This is a genomic window from Sphingobacteriaceae bacterium (assembly GCA_016715905.1).
In the GTDB taxonomy this organism is placed as follows: Bacteria; Bacteroidota; Bacteroidia; order B-17B0; family Aurantibacillaceae; genus Aurantibacillus.
Genome location: JADJXI010000005.1, coordinates 118,605 through 135,528, shown reverse-complemented (window position 1 = coordinate 135,528; position 16,924 = coordinate 118,605). Strand labels below are relative to the sequence as shown.

The following is a 16,924-nucleotide window of genomic DNA, read 5'->3' as shown; positions in this document are numbered from 1 at the left end:
ATGCAAATCAAAATACTCATTCTACTTTTCGCACTGCCGGTTTTTGCATTTACTCAAATCAGTAAAGGAGATGCTTATTATTCCAAATCACAGTACTTTAAGGCTATTCCAAAATATAAAAAAGCCTTAAAGGGAAATTCATCTCAAAATCAAGAGGCTCATTTAAAATTAGCCGACTGTTATAAAAATCTGAATGATTATGCCAATGCCGAAGAATCCTATAAAAAAGCTTTGGCCATCAGTCATCAAGTTCCGGCAGAAGTATTCTTCAATTACGGACAGGTTTTAAAAACCAATAACAAATACCCCGAGGCTGTTGAGCAATACGGAAAATACCTGAAACTGAATCCCAAAGATGCAAATGCATCTAAAGCCGTTAAATTCTGTAAAGAAATAAAATACTACATGTCTAAACCCATCGAATATGAAGTGAAAAATATTGAAAAAATTAATACAGAGAAATCAGAATTTTCGCCTCTGGTATTTAATAACAAACTGGCTTTTGTTGCGGAAAAGGAATCTTTTAATTTTGTTGATTATTCGGTAAACGACTATAATGGCGAGCCTTACTTAAATATGTACGTTACCGATATTCATGGAACAGAAGCAAAAAAATCTAAAACACTTTCTAAAAGAATAAATGCCGAATACCATGATGGCCCGGGAAGTATAAGCGCCGACGGAAAAACTTTTTACTTCACCAGGGTTAATTATAAAAAGAAAAAGAATTTTATAAATACCGCGCAAATTTTTGTGGCCAAAGGGGAAGAAAGAAAATGGAAAGATATCACACCGTTTAAATACAATAGCGATAATTATTCTGTAGCCCATCCAAGTATCAGTTACGATAACAACTTTATCTTTTTTACCAGCGATATGCCCGGTGGTTACGGCGGAAAAGATATTTGGTTCTGTAAATGGAATGGATCAGATTGGGACAAACCGGTAAATTTAGGTCCGGATATTAATACCAGTGCAGATGAGATGTTCCCAACAATCCGAAAAGACGGCACCTTATATTTTTCATCTACAGGCCTGCCCGGGTTTGGAGGATTAGATATTTATTCGGCAAAATTATTTGAAGGAAAATGGATTTTGATTCGGAATGAAGGGTTGAATATCAATAGCAGTTTTGATGATTTCGGAATTACTTTTTTAAATGATAGTATAGGCTATTTTTCATCCAATCGTACCGGCGGTAAAGGAAAAGACGATATCTATTGGTATAAATACACCGATAAAGCTTTAATTATTTCTGGAACAGTTTACCTGACCGAAAACGGTAATGATCCGGCCAAAGGAATTAAAGTTATTTTAGCAGAAACCAACGGAAAAAGAATAGACAGTGTAAAAACAACCACCAAAGGATTTTTTGAATTCAAAAATTTTGACGCGGATAAAAAATACATGGCCATTATTGATACGGATGACCCGCAATTTACCGGTAAGGCTCGGTATTTCTTAGCAGACAAGAACAATGTGGTTCAACGTATCACCAACAAACAAGGAAATAACAAATTTGTATTTAAAAATTTACCTTTTGATCCCAACAGTTTACCTGATTTACAAACCGATGATGACTTAACACTTGCTGGTAATTTATTATATGGCGAGAGCCCAAGTAAACCCATTAAGAATACTAAATTAAAATTAACGAACGATGCCGGCGACGTTTTAGAGGAAATAACCACTAATGAATTTGGAGCTTTTGCATTCAGAAACATTCCTTCAGATCAGAATTATTTAATTTCCATAGAAGAAACAGATATTAATTTGCCAAACAATACTAAAGTTATTTTAACCAACAAAAGTGGTAAAGAACTCAAAACATTTTATACAGGCTCCGGTAAATTTAAATTTAAAGTGTTGAGTGCCGACAAAGGTTTGATGAAGGAAATGGACGTGGAAGATGTTAACCTGAGCATGGATGTTTTCGGTTACATGTACGATCAAAATAAAAAACCAATAGCCTCAGCTAAATTTAAAATTAAAGAAGAAGGCTCTAAAGCAGAACTTCAGGAAGTAATTACTGCCGAAAACGGAAAATTTAATTTTAAAAACTTAAAAGGTGATAAAAATTATTTATTTGAAACCGATGAGAAAGACCCGGTATTAAGCGGAGTAAAAAGAATTTATATCGCCGATAATAAAGGAAGAATTTATAAAGTGATAGATAAAGATGGCTATGGTAGATTTACCTTTAAAATGCTGGATGCCGATAAAACAGCATTGGGCGAATTTGTAGTTGACGACCCTTGGATGGAAGTAATGATGCTGAAAAACAAACAAAACGATAAAAACAAAAAGAAAGAACTTACTATCATTGAAAATATTTATTACGCTTCCGGCGATTACAAATTTGATAATGCAGCACAAAAAGTATTAGACAAAGTAATAACCGTTTTAAATTCAAATTCAAAACTTTTAATAGAATTGAGTTCGCACACCGATTCTAAAGCGAGTGATGATTTTAATTTAAGACTATCACAAAAAAGAGCGCAACACGCTGTAAATTATTTAATCTCAAAAGGAATCGATAAAAAAAGATTAAAGGCAGTTGGTTATGGCGAAACTAAATTATTGAATCGTTGTGTAAATGGCGTTGATTGTTATGATGAAGAGCATGCCAAAAACCGACGTACCGAATTTAAAATAACCGAGTCTCCGCAAAGCTAATTTATGAAACTACACTTGCTCTTTATTTTACCCGCAGTTGTTTTGCTCCAATCTTGCAAAAACGAATTGAAATTAAACGCTCCTTATAAAGAATTACCATCTATTCACGCTGTTCTAAATCCTGAAGAAAGCGTTCACATGATTCGGATAAACAAAGTTTTTTTGGGTGAAGGTGATGCTAATCAAATGGCATTAGTTTCTGATTCTATAAATTACCCTGCGGGCGAAATTACCGTTACAATGGAAAGATTTGTGAATGGGGCAAAAGTTGCCGCTACCCCTACAGGAAATAAAAGCGAAATAACTTTTAGGGATTCTGTAGTTACCGCCGAGCCCGGTGCGTTTTCAAGAACCCAACGTGTTTATGTGACTTACGATGTATTATACGGTGAAGGTGAATATAGATTAAAAGTAAAAAATAACAGAAGCGGAAATGAATTCACAGCAAAAGCAACTTCCTTGTCTAATAACATCCCTTCGTCTTATACAGTTTGGTATCCATTCCATCATTACTATGGCGACCCTGACAATGTAAATAATCTAACTGACCAAAATATTTTTATTAATTACGATAAAGAATTAGCAAACAATCAACCTTTTTCAATAAAAATAGAACCAAAAGCTAATGCAATACTTTATCAATTGGAAATTCGCCTGCATTACTATGACTCTCTGAATTCGGGCATTAATGAATATCATTATATCAAACATTCTTTTCCTCGTCTTCTTACAAAAGATGCAGTGGCTCAAAATAACCAGGGTCCATTCTTAACTTATAATTTTAGAAGATTAGATTTATTAAATAATGTGGAAATTGAAATGAATAATTCATCTAAACCTATTAATGAAATCGTAGGTAGAAAAATGTACAAAATTGAATTTCGGGTGTATAAAACTACTGAAGAATACTTAGATTACCTCGAATATACTTCACCATCATTAAGTATTGCTCAAGAAAAACCGCTTTACTCTAATTTTGATGATAAAAAGGCACTGGGTATTTTCACCTTCAGATCTACCTACTCCATCGAAAGAGAAATGGCCATTCCTTTTAAAGATATGTTTGCTTATAGCTCAATCACTTGCAAATTTAAATTCCTGACAACCGGCAATACGCTACCTCTTTGTAATTAAGAATTACTGTCATTTTATAGGGTTTACGGATTAGATTCAGTCATTATTTCTCGGTTTTTTAAGAATTCTGACAGCTTGTCACCCATTTCTTTGTTCTTTTCCTTTGGCATATTTATTGAAGTCCTATAAGCAAAATATAAAACAATGGGAAAAATAATAGGAATAGACTTAGGAACCACCAACTCTTGCGTTGCAGTAATGGAAGGGAATGAACCGGTGGTTATTGCAAATAATGAAGGAAAGCGTACCACACCTTCTGTTGTAGCCTTTGTAGAAGGCGGCGAAAGAAAAGTGGGCGACCCTGCAAAACGTCAGGCTATCACCAACCCTACAAAAACCGTTTATTCAATTAAACGATTTATGGGACACACTTTTGATGAAGTAAGCACAGAAGTGTCGCGAGTGCCATACAGCGTTGTAAAAGGAGATAACAGTACACCTCGCGTGCAAATTGACGATAGAAAATATACGGCTCAGGAAATCTCTGCCATCATTCTTCAAAAAATGAAAAAAACAGCCGAAGATTATTTGGGTACCGAAGTAACCGAAGCTGTTATTACAGTGCCGGCTTATTTTAACGATGCGCAACGTCAGGCAACCAAAGAAGCCGGAGAAATTGCAGGTTTAAAAGTAAAACGTATCATCAACGAACCTACTGCTGCCGCCCTTGCTTACGGCATGGATAAAAAAGGACAAGACATGAAAATTGTGGTGTTCGATTGCGGAGGTGGAACACATGACGTTTCTGTACTTGAATTAGGTGATGGTGTATTTGAAGTAAAATCTACAGATGGCGATACTCACTTAGGTGGTGATGATTTTGACCAGGTAATTATTGATTGGTTAGCCGAAGAATTTTTAAAAGATGAAGCCATAGATCTTCGTAAAGACCCAATGGCCTTACAACGTTTAAAAGAAGCAGCTGAAAAAGCAAAAATCGAATTATCAAGCGCAACTACTACAGAAATTAACTTACCATACATTATGCCGGTGAACGGTATACCTAAACACTTAGTAAAATCTTTAAGCCGCGCAAAATTTGAATCCTTGGCTGATAAATTAATTCAACGAACTATTGAGCCTTGCCGTTCTGCTTTAAAAAATGCAGGTTTAAGTACAGGCGATATCAATGAAATTATTTTAGTGGGTGGTTCAACTCGTATACCGGCAATTCAAACTGCAGTAGAAAAGTTTTTTGGTAAAGCACCAAGCAAAGGTGTAAATCCGGATGAAGTGGTTGCTATTGGAGCAGCTATACAAGGTGGCGTATTAACCGGCGAAGTAAAAGATGTATTGTTGTTAGATGTTACTCCTTTATCTCTTGGAATTGAAACCATGGGCGGTGTATTCACTAAATTAATTGAAAGTAATACCACTATACCTACTAAAAAATCGCAAGACTTTAGTACGGCGGCCGACAATCAGCCTTCAGTACAAATAGTAGTGTATCAAGGTGAGCGTCCAATGGCGCGTGATAACCGTAAGTTGGGTGAATTTAATTTAGATGGAATTCCACCTTCACCGCGCGGTGTTCCGCAAATTGAAGTAACTTTTGATATTGATGCCAACGGTATATTAAATGTAAGTGCAAAAGACAAAGCCACCGGAAAATCACACAACATTCGTATTGAAGCGAAGAGTGGATTAAGCCAGGAAGAAATCGACAGAATGAAACGCGAAGCGGAAGCCAATGCCGATGCCGATAAAAAAGCGAGGGAAGAAGTAGATAAATTGAATGAAGCGGATGCCATGATTTTCCAAACGGAAAAACAGTTGAAAGAATATGGCGATAAAATTCCTGCCGATAAAAAGAGTGCCATTGAAAGTGCCGCTACAGAATTAAAAGCAGCGCACGCATCAAAAGACATAGCAAAAATTGAAGCCGCATTAAAAACAATGAATGATGCTTGGAGTGCCGCCAGTCAGGATATGTACAAAGCACAACAAGATCAGCAAAATGCCGGCGCACAAAATGATGCAGGTCCTCAAAACGATAGCAAACAAGGCAACGGTGAAAACGTAACCGATGTTGACTTTGAAGAAGTAAAATAAATTTTGTTTTAGGTTAAAGAAAAAAACCCGAAGTGAATGCTTCGGGTTTTTTTTATTACTAATATACGAATAACTCATTCCATTTAAATCCATCGACATTGCTTGTCTGATTATCTTCACTATTTCTCAAACTCATAGATTCTGATAATATCATTGTTATTTTTATAAGTATGAAACTAAATATAGTGCAACAGTTGTTTAATTTTTTAACCATAAATTTTATACATGAATTTTTGTCTTTTGAATTTTTTTTACTTAAAACTTATCTTGCATTAAAAGACAAAAGTTTTTTAATACACAATTAAGTGGCCTAGATTAACTCAAAAAGAAATGTTCATTTAAATTTGTTTTATAAAAAATTTGTTATATATTCGTTATACCAATCCATTTTCATGAAAACAATTTTTACCCCCTCAAGCTAAAAACTGCTCAGGCAGGCTATAATGCAATTTTAACTCTAATGTTTTTGCTACTTGCAAACACAATACACGCTCAAGTACCACCAACTTTTACCTGCAATAGTATTCAGGTAAATAATACGCTTACAACTATGGGTTCTATGGAAACGCAATCCATGATGGTGAATTCAACGCTTACAGTAATGGACGATGTTTCAGCACAGCAGGATTTAAAAGTAGAAGGCTCATTATATGCAAATGGTCCTGCTGTATTTGCCAACTCCGTTCAAATGGCCACTTTATCGGGTGGAGGTATTTCACAAATTTTGAGTGACAATAATGGTAATTTATTTAAGGGGCCGGCTTTACCACCAACATGGGCTTGTAATCCTGCCGGATTAAATTGGAATTTAGCGGGAAATAATATTTCCGTATTAAACAACACCCCCAATCAAGGACTTTCTGATATTGGCACCTGTGATCAATTCGATTTTATTTTAAAAGCCAATGATGTAAAAAGGCAGTGGATAAAGCCCGATGGTAAAATTGGTTTTGGCATTCAAAATCCCGGAAGCACTAATGGACCCGAATATCAATTTCATCAGGGCGTGGCTCGTTTAAGTGGAATGAACAGCTTTGGTGGTCCTCAAATTATTTTTGATGGGGGTACACCCAGTATTAACGGCGATTGGGGCATAGAATATTTACCTGTTAGTAATACATCCGTCCCCGGTTTAAATTTTTGGAAACCATCAGGCAGTGTAAATAGTTTCAATTATCTATTTTTTCTGGATGATACAGGGCCAATATCCGTAGGTATGCCAACGCCCCTCAACCCGGCTCGCTTTAATGTAGATGGATGGAATGGAAATGGCATAAAATCCATGTGTTTTTCAGCCCAAAAAGCCTTGATTGCATTCAATAAAAATTCCAATGCCGAAACATTTGCGGTTTATGGCAATGGTAATACCAGTATGGGCATTAATAATCAAATTGGTTTTCCAAGCACACAAATACTCAATAATGCACATTCCTTATTAATTAATAATCAAACTATAAATGGAGTTAAGTTCTTAAGCACTGATGCAAATGTTCGTATAATTTCTGCGCAATTAAATGATAACGGCGCTTCCTTATTTACAGTGTTTGGCGATGGCCGAACAAAAATTGGTGGTGAGTTTAATACCAGTAGTAATTATATGCTTACCGTAAACGGAAAAATTGGGGCTCGTGAAATAAAAGTAAGCATACAAAACCCTTGGCCCGATTATGTTTTTAAGCAAAACTATGTTTTAGCGCCGCTTGATAAAGTAGAAAATTATATTGTAAAACATGAGCATTTGCCCGGAATCCCCTCTGCTCAGGAATTACAGAAAGAAGAGTTAGGGCTTGATTTAGCGCAAATGCAAGCTTTGCAGTTGGAAAAAATAGAAAACATTTACCTCTATTTAATTGAAATGAAAAAGGAGATAAATGCCTTGAAAAAAGAAAACGCTTTACTACAGCAAAAACTAAAAAATTAAAACCCCCGAATGAAAAAAATCATCTTATATATTATACTCCTTTTGACAAGTTTCACTTTACTCACCTGCAAAAAGTACGATGAGGGAGGCTGGATTAGAAGAACCTGCAAAAATTTATTTGGTGGTAATAAGGTAGGAGACAGCAAAACATGGAAGTTGAAAAAATACGAAGTAAATGGAATTGATTCTACTTATTTAATAAATACTGGGGGGATACCGGATTTTTATGAGAAGTATATTACGTTTACTTATGCGAAAGAAGCAGACCCTTCTGTTACATACTCTGCGAAAACATTTTTGTATAACTATAAGGGGAAAATAGGTTTAGCATATAAACATTTAACGCTGGACTATGATCATACAATTAACACAGAAGATTCTGCCCAATGTAAAATGATAAATAATATAAATTATTGCTCAAGAAGTTTACTTTTCCCGGAAGTGAAAAATATTGATAATAAAGATTGGAATATTACTAAGCTTACTAAAAAGGAATTGATTTTACAAAGTAATTATAGGTTAGAAAATTCATACAAAATCATTTTTACTCAATGAAAAAAGCACTTTTCACATATTTGCTGCTAATATTTATTTCCCAACTTAAAAGCCAATCATTAAGTTTTCAAGAAAATCAAAGGGCGCACCGATTATATTGGTATTACAAAACTAGATTTTTGAACGATTTTATTAAATTAGGTGGGACACAAGGAGATTGTATTTGTTTTGCGGAAAGAAACTACGAGTATGACGGTTATGATTTATTCACCGCTAAAGTAGGTCCAGATCAAATAGATATAGTAAACCAATATTTAAGCACACTTGCATTAGAATATAAATTATTAAGTCGTGCAAATCAAAGTACAAATGGTACACTTCGCGAAATTTATTACATACTTGAAACTTACAACAGATTAGATGAAGAAGCAGATCAGTTTTGGTCACAATCACCTCCCGGCAGCGATATTATTTCTCGGTTTCCTTTACAAAGAAATGGTTTTTTGTTACGAGAAGATATGCCATTGAATTATTTTGATAGCTTAACCTCTTCACAAAACTTTTTACATTTTAATTATGCTTATAAAGAATATAATAATTCTAAACCGAAAGATTCAATCAGCTTTACTGGCTTGCATAGCATTAATAAATTATCTGATGATAATAAATTCTGTAATTTCTCAGGATTTATTGGAGCACCTGGGGATCAACCAATAGAAGATTTATCAATTAATCATGATAAGTATTATTCCATGTTCAATGCTTTTTTATTATTAATTAAATATTTACCTAACAATTCGATTTATTATGAAAATGGTCAGGCCAAACAATTTTCAGATGGGGTAATTGATATTAAAACCGAAATAAGAAATATTGCCACACGCTGTTATAATTATTTTACTGGGGGGCAATTTGGCAACAATAATTTAGATTGGTTGTTAGAATATCCTGATGGAGTAACCTTAACTGCAGGCGCACATATGTGGCCTTATTCTTATCCAATGGCTAAAATGTATTGCTATATTCAAAATGAATATCCATGGCCTTGGCCTTGTAATAGTAATCAAAATGCAATGTCTTTAACAACAGGCTTTACTGCTTATAATGGTCTATACATAAATATTATTCCACCAACTACCCCAATAATTGGTTCTGAAGATGCTTCAGTTTTTTTGGGAAATGTTCAGGCAGGAAGTAACGCACCTGTTTTTATTCCAGGACCTTTACCAGGAGGTTATTTACCTGTACCGATTCCAATTTCAACTGCGATGTTGGCACATACAACTGTTAATAATGTTCAATGGGCTCGATTATTAAGGAAAGTATTGCATCAAAATCAGCCAATACAAAGTTCTGAATCTCTTTTTTCAAGCCCAATTTCTCAAGCACCTTGTAAAGGACCATATAATTTTGGAAACTGTAATCATGGTGGTTATGAATGGTCTTCACAAGATAAATTAGAACACCCTAAGGCTAGGGGAAAAGATTGTGAAACTCAAGGCGGGGCATTTATTGGTAATTATCCTGGAGTAGATTATATGCTTTTGCATAATTTGTATTATGAGTACTTAAATCAAAAAGATGATAAACCCGGTGTTGTTGAAAGCGGTGCTTATAAAAACGCCTATAATTTAATGGATAATTACGATGAACAAACCTGGCCCTTACAATACATACCTTTAAATGGTCCTTTTGGTCAAAATGCTGGTGTTGCTTATTTAATTGGAGTGAATCAGGAGGTGATTACCTATACTAATTTTCCCGGTCCCGGTGGCCCTGTCACATATATAATTGCACCGGCACGTGTTAAGTTATTCCAAAATTTAGAATCCAGAGCGCAAATTTATGCTGCTTCATCTCCTGCTGCTCCAAACAATACCGATAGTTCAAAAGTAGAGTATAGAGCAGGCAAAGAAATTACCTTATTGCCCGAGAGTGGCAATAAACCAGGGTTTGAAGTTAAATTAGGAAGTGATTTTTCAGCTTACATTAAAAGATATATTTGTTCGGGAAACAATGATCCGTTAGCATTAAAACAAAGTTCAAAAAATGAAGATTACCGAAGTAATGATTTTGAAACCGATTTAATGAACACGGAAATTCCTATTCATTATGTAGAGCATCCCAAATCTAATTCAGATTTATTTCCCGAAAGTAGCGAGGTTGATCAGTATTCAAGTAATGAAATAAATGAAATTCAAAATATTTTACTTAATGAATACCAAATCAAAAATCCGGAGCAAATTAATAATATACAAAATGAATTACTTGCGCAACGGTTTGTAGCCTTACCAAATCCATGCAACGGCGTTTTTAAATTGTATGCCGCCAAACTTGCCGATGATGAAATATTTTCTTATTCTATAAAAGACATGAAAGGGCAGGAAATCATGCATGAGGAAAATATAAAAACCAATATTCAAAAAGAAATAAACTTGAACAATTACGCCGATGGTATTTATTTAATTCAACTTCAAACTAACAAAGGTTATCAATTCCACAAAAAAATTACGGTTATTAAATAATTACTTGCTATAACACCTAGATCATTCGTGTTATTTTTATGACCTCTTTCGTTGCGAAATTGCTTTGCACGAGATGAAATAATTATTTTCCTGTAGGGGGGGAAACGCCTAATCATTATAAATCATACTTCCCAACCACCCCATGCAATTCAATCAAAGGCTTCAAAAACTCTTCCAAATCATATACACATAATTGCGAAGCGGCATCGCATAAAGCTTTTTCAGGCTCCGGATGCGTTTCAATAAAAACACCATCAACTCCACTGGCTACGCCTGCCCTACTTAATACCGGTAAAAATTCGCGCATGCCGCCTTTGGCATCAGAGCTCGGAATTCCGTATTTACGAACACAATGCGTAATATCAAATACAACCGGGTATCCTAAATTATTTAAATGATAAAAACTCCGGGGATCAACAATCAAATCATTATATCCAAACACATATCCGCGTTCCGTTAGTATTACCTGATCATTTCCGGCATCAATACATTTATTTAAGGGATGCTTCATGTTATCCGGCGCTAAAAATTGTCCGTGTTTAATATTCACCACCTTTCCCGTTTTCGCTGCGGCCACCAATAAAGAACTTTGCATGCATAAGTAAGCCGGAATTTGCAATACATCGCAAACCTCAGCAGCCGGCGCAGCCTGTTCGTGTGAATGGATATCGGTTAATACCGGAAAACCAAATTGCTCTTTTATTTTACCAAGCAACTTTACTCCTTTATCTAAACCCGGACCATCGTAATATTTTAAACTGCTGCGATTATCCTTACAAAAACTCGACTTGTAAATTATTTTTATTTTAAGTCTTTCTGATACCTCCTTAAGCTTCTCTGCGGTTTTCATCATAATCAATTCTTCTTCAATCACGCAGGGCCCGCTGATTAAAAACAAATCTTTTGATCCGCAATCAATATCTCCAACTTTAACTAGCTTTTTCTTCATATTATTTTATCTTATAATTCTCAAGTAATTAGGCTAAATTAATTAAAGTATCTTAATTCATAAACCTTAATTGCTTAACATTTATTTAACAATGAACTAATGTTATGTTCATTTGGTAACGTTTAGTTTGCATAAAAATTACAATGAAAGTATTTCCTCTAACTTTAATCTCTTACATCCTTTTACTATGTAACAGTTTGTTTGCGCAAAACGATTCTATTCATTCTTCCCAAAAACCTGATACCGTACTAAAAGCCAGCCCACCAGCTTTGGTACTTGCACCCAAAAAAGATTCTGTAACTACATTAGTAAGCAAGGCTAAAGGCTGGTTTGAAAATTTTTCAATAAGAGGATATGTTCAGGCAAGATACAATCGTTTGTTGGAAACCAATCCTGATTTGAAATGTGAGCAATGTGATAAGTCATGGGGTAAAGATGGTGGATTTTTCTTAAGGCGTATTCGTATCATATTTTACGGACAAATTAATAAACGCGTTTACTTTTATATACAGCCTGATTTTGCAAGTTCAGCAAGTAGTACTGGCTTGCATTTTGCGCAAATACGCGATGCGTATTTTGATATTGGTTTAGATGATAACAATGAATTCAGATTTAGAATAGGGCAAAGTAAAGTGCCTTATGGCTTTGAGAACATGCAGTCCAGCCAAAATCGTTTACCCTTAGATCGGAACGATGCTTTAAATAGCGCACTATCTAATGAGCGTGACTTAGGTGTTTTCTTTTATTGGGCTCCGAAAAAAATCCGCAAGCGATTCAGCATGTTAGTGAAAGAAGGCTATAAAGGAACGGGTGATTATGGTGTGTTTGCCATTGGTGCTTATAATGGTCAAACAGCTAATAAACCGGAGTTAAATAATGAACAACATGTAGTTTCCCGATTATCTTATCCTTTTCAAATCGGTAGTCAAATAATAGAACCGGGCGTGCAAGCTTACACCGGTAATTATGTTATTCCTACAGAAAATTTAACTAAAGGAGTTAAAACCAATAAAGACTTAAACTACTTAGACCAAAGAATGGCAGGCACATTGGTTTGGTATCCAAAGCCCATTGGATTACAAGCTGAATACAATGTAGGAAGAGGTCCGCAATTCAATAAGCTTACAGATTCTATTGAAGTGATGGATTTGTATGGTGGTTACGCCACACTTAATGCAAAAATTGCGATTAAAAAACAATTATTGTATCCTTTCATTAGAGCACAAATGTATAAAGGAGGGAAAAAGCACGAAAAAGACGCCCGCAGTTATGAAGTGAAAGAAATCGAATTTGGATTGGAATGGGAACCGAGTAAAAATTTTGAAATTGTAGCCATGTACACCATGTCTGAAAGAAGATTTGAAGACTTTGCCAAGAAGGATAACTTTCAGGCCGGCAATCTATTAAGGCTCCAGGCGCAGATTAATTTTTGATAATTTTTAAAGAATGTCAGAACTTAACATTGGCTTAACAATGAATGTTTAAAATACCAATATCATTACAACAAAAAAACTATGTTAGGATTAACCACAGGATTGGCCATATTTTTAGTTTTATGCCTTTTATTAGCTTGTTTCTTTGAATTTATTAATGGATTTCACGATACAGCAAATGCAGTTGCAACGGTAATTTATACCAACTCCATGAAACCCACTTTTGCAGTAGTATATAGTGGAATTTTAAATTTTATAGGAGTTTTATTGGGAGGAATAACTGTTGCTATGGGCATTGTGAATTTATTACCCATGGATGCTTTGATTGATTCAAATCCCTATCACGGCATTGCCATGGTTTTAGCTTTACTCATTAGTGCAATTATATGGAATTTTGGCACTTGGTATTATGGAATTCCTTCTTCCAGCTCTCATACTTTAATTGGTGCTATTTTAGGCATAGGTTTAGCTTATTATTTTCTTCCGGGCAATATTGGTGGTTCAGCTGTAAATTGGGATAAAGCTAAAAACACGGGCCTAGCATTATTGTTTTCACCATTAATCGGATTTTCCATGGCTATTTTAGTGATGTTTTTATTTAAACGTTTTATAAAACACGACGTCATCTATAAAGAGCCTATTCCGGGTAAAAAACCCCCGTTGTGGATCAGGATGTTGCTTTGGGGCACTTGTGGTATGGTTAGTTTTTTTCACGGACAAAATGACGGGCAAAAAGGTGTAGGATTAATTATGTTGATTTTAATTGCAATTTTACCGGCTCAGTTTTCGATGGATAGTAAGGTAAATCTGCAAAGTGTAAACGCCAATGTAAATGCCATTGAAGCAATAGTTGCTGCAACAGATACAACTCAGTTTGGCAAAGATGAATTCAAACATTACTATAATATTAAAAATCACGGGGTTCATTATCATGAGGCCATAGCCAACAAATTTTATTCAACCGATATTGATTTGAAAAATAGATTTGATGTGCGAACAGACATCATGAAGATAACCAAGGGAGGAGAGAAATTATTAAAAAGTCCTAACTTTTCTATTTCCGCAAAAGAATCGGCTCGTTTAAAATCTGAAATTAAAAAAGCCAAAAAACTGGTAGAATATGCTCCGTCTTGGGTAATTATTATGATTTCATTATCGCTTGGATTAGGAACTATGGTTGGCTGGAAAAGAATTGTAAAAACAGTTGGAGAAAAAATTGGTAAACAACACATGAGTTATGCGCAGGGCGCCAGTGCAGAAATAGTTGCGTCGGCCGGTATCGGAATGGCTTCTGCTTATGGTTTGCCTGTTTCTACTACACACATGTTATCATCGGGTATTGCCGGATCCATGGTGGCTAAAAAAGGTCTTAAAAATTTACAAAAGGGTACTATTAAAACAATTGCTTTAGCTTGGATATTAACGCTACCGGTAACTATTATTCTTTCCGGAGGATTGTTTTTATTGTTTAGAGCAATTCTTTAAATTAATAGCGCTCCCGGCTTACTTTATCACGATGTACCCAAGGGTATTTTGGTTTAATAAACGGCCATTTCTTTTTCTTATCCAAAAATAATTTCACAACAATTCCAATGGAATGTTGCAAATAATTTGAGCCGGTTTTAAAAATAGGAGCCTTCATGCCAAATTTAGCTAAGCTTTGTACGTTTATCCCAATCCACTCTTCATATATCCAAAAATTGGCACCAACACCCATATTCAACATCACCGTGTGCCTATGCGGCGCAGCAAATCTCAGCGTATATCCTGTACCAAAAGGTAAATACGGATCGGCCCACTTCGGCAAAGGAATAACCTCCTTCAAATGATATTTAGCTAAAAAATCCAGTGAAAAAAATAATCCGCTTCCTCCACCAATTGTCCCGTTAATTAGTTTACTTGGCTTGTACACATTAAAATTAAATACCCCACCTAACGAAAATCCATTTTTAGAAGAACGGTCGGCAATTAATTGAGTTGGATAAGGCCTGATTAACCAAGATTTTCTGATATCGAAAAGTTTGTTGAATGGGTGCGAGTTATCATCCACTACGTTCCACCCAAGTCCAAACACCCAATGTGGTTTCTCCTCTTTTTTGTTTTTATTGTAAACGATTGGCTTTTTCTTTTTACCAACATTACTCCTCTTCCCTTGCGCGCTTGCTCCCAATGCAGCAAAAATCAATAGAATACTTAATATCTTATTTATTTTCAAAACAAGGCAAGATAGTCAAAAGCTTTTAAACGGCAATCCTTTTCGAAGCATTTTGTACAATTCTTAACCTTCAGATATTAAATTTACTTTGTTAAGAATTCAAGAAGCTTTAAATATTCAAAATCAGATTTATAAACTACTTTCAGGTTTTTAGGTATGAAAAAAGTTCATCTGATTGCAATTGGTGGAAGCGCCATGCACAACATGGCGCTGGCCTTACATGAAATGGCTTATCAAATTACAGGCAGCGATGATGAAATTAACGAGCCCAGCAAATCACGTTTACAAAAAAAAGGGCTTTTACCAGAAAAAATTGGTTGGTTTCCCGAAAAAATTACCAATGATTTGGATGAAATAATAGTTGGTATGCATGCCCGAGCTGATAATCCTGAATTAATTAAAGCCAAAGAATTGGGATTAAAAATTTTCTCTTATCCAGAATACATTTACGAAGCCACAAAAGATAAAATTCGCATTGTAATTGGCGGCAGTCATGGTAAAACGACCATCACCTCCATGATTTTACATGTAATGAAAGAAGCCGGAATAGAAACCGATTTTATGGTGGGCGCACAACTGGAAGGCTTTGATACCATGGTTCGGTTTTCGAAAACCGCTAAATTTGCAGTAATTGAAGGGGATGAATATTTGGCTTCTCCGATTGACAGGAGACCTAAATTTCATTTGTATCATCCTAACATTGCCATACTAAGTGGAATAGCCTGGGATCACATTAATGTTTTTCCAACTTTCGAAAATTACATTGATCAATTCAGAAAATTTATTGAACTCATTGAACCAAACGGTCATTTAATATATTGCAGCGAAGACCAAATATTGAATCAACTGTGTGCTGAAAATTTTCAGAATGCTATATCCAAGCATCCTTACGGAATTCCTGCCAATCAGATAGAAAATGGCATTACCTATCTTCAAACGAAAAACGCTAATATTCCTTTGGAAATTTTTGGTAATCATAACTTAATGAATTTAAACGGTGCCAAAATCGTATGCGAAAAAATTGGCATTAACCATGAAAAGTTTTTTGAGGCCATGCGAACATTTAAGGGTGCATCCAAACGACTTGAGTTGGTTTTTAAAAACGAAAATTTTAATTTTTATAAAGATTTTGCGCACTCGCCTTCTAAATTAAAAGCCACTACTTCTGCCGTGAAAGATCAATTCAAAAATCGGAAATTAATTGCTTGCATGGAACTGCACACTTTTAGTAGTTTAACCGAAGAATTTTTAAAGGAGTACAATGGTGCCATGAATGCGGCTGATGTGGCTCTTGTTTATTTTAACCCGCACACCATTGCCCATAAAAAACTAAAAGCAATAAATCCCGAACAAGTACAAAATGCATTCAAGAGAAAGGATTTAATGGTTTTTACCGAAAGTAACGCGGTTACTACTTTTCTAAAATCTCAAAATTGGAAAGATAAAGTACTATTAATGATGAGCAGCGGTAACTTTGACGGGGTTGATTTTAATGCATTGGCCACTGAATTGAAGTGTAATTGA

At 35.1% G+C, this 16,924-nt stretch carries 11 protein-coding genes; 9 read left to right on the top strand and 2 right to left on the bottom strand.

The window, feature by feature from the left end; all coding sequences use genetic code 11:
* The 6 genes from IPM51_08490 to IPM51_08465 all read left to right on the top strand — a co-directional run bounded on the left by IPM51_08490 (position 1) and on the right by IPM51_08465 (position 10,803).
* On the top strand, positions 1-2,676 hold the full coding sequence (locus IPM51_08490; protein ID MBK9284349.1) for an OmpA family protein: 2,676 nt from the start codon (positions 1-3) through the stop codon (positions 2,674-2,676).
* 3 nt (positions 2,677-2,679) lie between these two features.
* The gene (locus IPM51_08485; protein ID MBK9284348.1) at positions 2,680-3,810 is read left to right on the top strand and encodes a hypothetical protein; all 1,131 of its coding nucleotides are present in this window, start codon (positions 2,680-2,682) and stop codon (positions 3,808-3,810) included.
* Positions 3,811-3,954: 144 nt separating this feature from the next.
* Positions 3,955-5,862: a molecular chaperone DnaK gene (gene dnaK / locus IPM51_08480; GenBank protein MBK9284347.1), complete on the top strand. Its 1,908-nt coding sequence runs from the start codon at positions 3,955-3,957 to the stop codon at positions 5,860-5,862.
* Between the two features lie 460 nt (positions 5,863-6,322).
* Positions 6,323-7,783: a hypothetical protein gene (locus IPM51_08475; GenBank protein ID MBK9284346.1), complete on the top strand. Its 1,461-nt coding sequence runs from the start codon at positions 6,323-6,325 to the stop codon at positions 7,781-7,783.
* Positions 7,784-7,792: 9 nt separating this feature from the next.
* A complete protein-coding gene (locus IPM51_08470) occupies positions 7,793-8,338 on the top strand; it encodes a hypothetical protein (protein MBK9284345.1) in 546 nt (181 codons plus the stop codon).
* 119 nt (positions 8,339-8,457) lie between these two features.
* On the top strand, positions 8,458-10,803 hold the full coding sequence (locus tag IPM51_08465; GenBank protein ID MBK9284344.1) for a T9SS type A sorting domain-containing protein: 2,346 nt from the start codon (positions 8,458-8,460) through the stop codon (positions 10,801-10,803).
* A gap of 115 nt (positions 10,804-10,918) precedes the next feature.
* Here the strand turns inward: IPM51_08465 and kdsA are convergent, their stop codons facing one another.
* The gene (gene kdsA / locus IPM51_08460) at positions 10,919-11,752 is read right to left on the bottom strand and encodes a 3-deoxy-8-phosphooctulonate synthase (protein ID MBK9284343.1); all 834 of its coding nucleotides are present in this window, start codon (positions 11,750-11,752) and stop codon (positions 10,919-10,921) included.
* Between the two features lie 143 nt (positions 11,753-11,895).
* Between kdsA and IPM51_08455 the strand changes: the two genes are divergently transcribed.
* Both IPM51_08455 and IPM51_08450 read left to right on the top strand, forming a co-directional pair.
* Positions 11,896-13,185: a porin gene (locus tag IPM51_08455; GenBank protein MBK9284342.1), complete on the top strand. Its 1,290-nt coding sequence runs from the start codon at positions 11,896-11,898 to the stop codon at positions 13,183-13,185.
* An 81-nt stretch (positions 13,186-13,266) separates the two neighbouring features.
* Positions 13,267-14,670 carry an inorganic phosphate transporter gene (locus tag IPM51_08450; protein MBK9284341.1) on the top strand — a complete coding sequence of 468 codons (1,404 nt, stop codon included), beginning with the start codon at positions 13,267-13,269 and terminating at the stop codon, positions 14,668-14,670.
* A gap of 1 nt (position 14,671) precedes the next feature.
* Here IPM51_08450 and IPM51_08445 read toward each other — a convergent pair whose 3' ends face one another.
* The gene (locus IPM51_08445; GenBank protein ID MBK9284340.1) at positions 14,672-15,400 is read right to left on the bottom strand and encodes a hypothetical protein; all 729 of its coding nucleotides are present in this window, start codon (positions 15,398-15,400) and stop codon (positions 14,672-14,674) included.
* A 156-nt stretch (positions 15,401-15,556) separates the two neighbouring features.
* Between IPM51_08445 and IPM51_08440 the strand changes: the two genes are divergently transcribed.
* A complete protein-coding gene (locus IPM51_08440; GenBank protein MBK9284339.1) occupies positions 15,557-16,924 on the top strand; it encodes a peptidoglycan synthetase in 1,368 nt (455 codons plus the stop codon).